The following is a 3,732-nucleotide window of genomic DNA, read 5'->3' as shown; positions in this document are numbered from 1 at the left end:
TCGTGCCAGCCGATGCCGGTGTTGATGATGGTCGACCCGGCGGCCGGGCGGATCGTCTTCGCCGGCACCGACCACCGCGGCCTCGGCCGGGTGACCGGCATGACGGACAGCACCCCGCTGTTCGGGCCCGGCCCGATCCACTTCGACCGGGACCCGTCCGCCCGCGGCGGCGAACTCGTCTTCACCAGCCTGCGGGACGGCCCGCTGCCCCAGGTGTACCTGCGCGACGCGGCCGGCGCGGTGCACCGGCTCACCACCGGGATGGACACCGCCCACCCCGCGCTCGCCCCCGACGGCAAGGGCGTCGTCTTCGAGGCCCTGGAGCCCCGCGCCGGGGACGCCGGCCCCCGGCACGTCCTGTGGGCCGTCAACCGGGACGGCAGCGGCCTGCGCCGGATCACCGAGGGCGCGGCCGACGAGACCCACCCGACGGTCTCGCCCGACGGCAAGTGGATCGCGTACTCCTGCGACGGCGAACCGTCGCACCGTCAGATCTACCTGAGGCCGTTCGAGGGCGGCGCGCCCGTCAAGGTCACCAGCGTGACCAGCGGGGACGCCGTCGACCCGGCCTGGAACCCGGTGAACGACGACGCCCACCGCAACGAGATCGTCTACACCCGGGACGAGGGCGCCCAGGGCCGCACCCTGGTCCTCACCTCGCCCACCGGCGGCGAGAAGGCCTTCTTCCCCGGCACCGGCTCCGCCTGGAAGACCGGCTCGGCCGGCTGGCTGGCCGACGGCAGCGGGGTGCTCTTCCTCAGCGCCGACCTGCTCGACCCCAACGACCCGACCCCGCAGCCCGACCCGTCCCGGCCGCCGGTGGTGAACCTCTACCGGGCGCTGACCTGCAACTGCGAAGCGCCGAAGGTGCTCTACCGCGCCAACCGGCTGATCGCCACGCCGACCTGGCTGGGCACCCAGACCGAGGGCGGCCCCGTCGTCGAGCAGACCAGCGCCTCCGGCGCCAACGTCGCCGACGTCGAGGACGTCCTCCCCGACGGCTCCGACCCGCGCGACCTCGGCATCAGCGTGCTCCGCGAGGACCCGGCCGCCGCCGACAACACCAGCACCGACCCGGGCGCCGACCCGCTGTTCCACCCCCGCCCCGGCTTCGACCCCTGGTACGAGCGCCAGACCTACACGCCCGACGGCCGCCGGATCGTGGTCACCCGCTACGAGGACGGCCCGGCCGGACGGATCCAGCGGATCTGGACCGCCGACGGCGACGGCGCCGACCCGCAGCCGATGAACCTCGCCGGACGCGGCCCGAACGACCGCGACACCGACCCGTCGATCTCCCCGGACGGCCGGCTGATCGTGTTCAGCCGCAGCGCCCCGGCCACCGGCCAGGACCCGGCCCGGCCCGGGCGGGTGCTGATCGCCGAGGTCGCCACCGGGAAGATCGTCGGCACCGTCCAGCCGCCGGCCGGCCAGCAGGGTGCCTCCGACGGCCAGCCGTTCTGGTCCCCCGACGGCAAGCTGATCGCCTTCTCCCGGACGGCGGTGGTCAACGGGAACGCCGGCAACCTGCACGTCTGGACCGTCACCGCCGACGACCTCACCCGGCAGACCGACCTCAGCCGGACGGCCTGCCCGGGCAGCTGCGACGTCATCGACGACAGCCCCGCCTTCGCCCCCGACGGCCGCCGCATCGCCTTCAACCGCAAGGCCGGTGACGGCGGGAACAACCAGCAGGACGGCGTCGTCGTCACCTCGCCGACCGGCGAGGACTGCACGGTGGTCGTGCCCACCGGGCTCGGCCAGGGCGCCTGCACCCGGCCGCTGCCCGACCGCCCCACCATCGGGCCCTTCCAGCCCCGCGACGTCGCCTGGACGGCGAACAGCGCGCAGCTGGTCCTGACCTCCCGCCGCGCCGCGCCGCCGAACTCACCGGAGGGGCTCAAGGTCTACGACTTCGCCAGCGCGAAGCTCACCGAACTCGACTGGCGGCTGCCGGGCCGCCAGAAGGAGCCGGCCGTCCAGCAGTCCGTCGACCTGGCGGTCAGCGTGCCCGAGCGGACCCCGGCCGTCCCCGTCGACGGCAGCACCGAGGTGACCGTCACCGTCACCAACAAGGGCCCCGCGCCCTCACCCGGCACCGCCCTCACCGTCTCGGTGCCGACCGGCGCCCGGCTCGACAAGCTGACCACCCCGACCGGGACGTGCGACGCGGCCGCCCTGCGCTGCGAACTCGGCACCCTGACCCCGCGCCAGGTGGTCCGGATCAAGGCCACCCTGGTCGGCACCCGGCCGGGCGTCCCGGACTTCGGCTGGACCGTCACCGGGACGGTCGTCGACCCGTACCCCGACGACGACTCCGCCCGGACCTTCCTGCCGGTACTGGAACCGTCGACTCCCTCGCCGAGCCCGAGCCCGACCCCCTCGCCGACCGCGACGCCCACCCCGACACCGACGCCCACACCCACCCCGACCCCGCCCCCGACCGTGACGCCCAGCCCCGCACCGCCGCCGCCCCCGGCGCCCGCCCCGGCACCGCCGCCGCAGGCCGGTCCGGAGATCACGGTCGGCGCCCAGCCCAACCCCGGCTACGTCGGCGGCCGCGTGACCGTCAGCTACACCGTGCGCAACACCGGCCAGGCCCGTGCCACCGGACTGCGCCTCACCCTCGGCCTGCCCGTCGGCGTGCCCACCGGGGCCCTGCCCCCCGGCTGCCGCAACGGCACCTGCACGGTGAGCGACCTGGCCCCGGGCCGCAGCGCGGTCGTCCGGGTGGTGCTCTCACCCGTCGCGGCGCTGGACACCACCATCACCGCCGAGCTCACCACCACCGGCACCGACGCCACCCCCGGACCGTACCGGGCCAGCACCCCGCTGCGCATCCTCCAGCCCCGCATCGTCGCGGTGCCGCCGATCGGCAAGCCCGGCTTCGTCACCTCGGTGCGCGGCGTGGACTTCCCGCCCGGCGCACCCGTCCGGTTCACCTGGCAGCCCGGCATCACCGCCGAGGCCGCCCCCACCCGCCCGAAGGGCGACGGGACCTTCGCCGGCCAGCTGCTCATCCTCCCCAAGGACGAGACCGGGCCGCGCACCATCACCGCCGAAGGCCCCGGATTCTCCCCGGTGACCTGCCCCTTCCTCGTCGTCGAGGGCAGCATCGGCCCGCCCGGGGAGGTGGAGCGCCGGTGATCCACGAGGTCGACGAGGCGCTGCGGCAGCTGCTCGCCGAGACCGGGCTGCCCGAACGAGGCATCGAGGTCGTCTTCGACGCCCCCACCCGGGACTTCGCCGCCCGGCGCAACGCCCCCACCGTCAGCGTCTTCCTGTACGGGCTCCGCGAGGACACCGGCCGCCGACAGGCCGGCACCGTCGCGGAGCACGACGCGGACGGCCTGGTGACCGGCCACCGCCCCGCGCCCCGCTGGTTCGAACTGGCCTACCTGGTCACCGCCTGGACCAACCGGCCGCAGGACGAACACCGGCTGCTCGCCGAGGTGTTGCAGTGCCTGACCGCCACCGACACGCTGCCAGCCCGGCTGCTCACCGGCACGCTCGCCGAACTCGGACTGACCGTCGGACTGGACATCGCGGGGCGCGACACCGGCCTGCCGTCGGTGTCCGACGTCTGGTCCTCGCTCGGCGGGGAGCTGCGGCCCTCCGTCGACCTGCGGGTGCTCGCCCCGCTGCCCGGCGGACGCACCCCGGCCGGACCGCCCGTCACCGAGGGGCTGGTGCTGCGCGCCGGCGACACCACCCCGGCGGGCCCGCCGCCCG

General features: G+C 75.6%; 2 protein-coding genes. Both read left to right on the top strand.

Annotated elements, in window-relative coordinates; genetic code table 11:
- Positions 1 to 3,147, top strand: a 3,147-nt coding sequence (locus tag AE652_RS37395) for a DUF11 domain-containing protein (protein WP_049659712.1), incomplete at its 5' end; no start/stop codon positions are given.
- Positions 3,144 to 3,732: DUF4255 domain-containing protein (locus tag AE652_RS37390; protein ID WP_049659710.1), on the top strand; the 589-nt coding region annotated here is incomplete at its 3' end. The genes AE652_RS37395 and AE652_RS37390, both read left to right, overlap by 4 nt.

This window comes from Kitasatospora sp. MY 5-36 (assembly GCF_001182915.1).
Taxonomy (GTDB): domain Bacteria; phylum Actinomycetota; class Actinomycetes; order Streptomycetales; family Streptomycetaceae; genus Kitasatospora.
The sequence above is the reverse complement of the archived record's forward strand: the minus strand, read 5'-3'. Positions and strand labels throughout refer to the sequence as shown.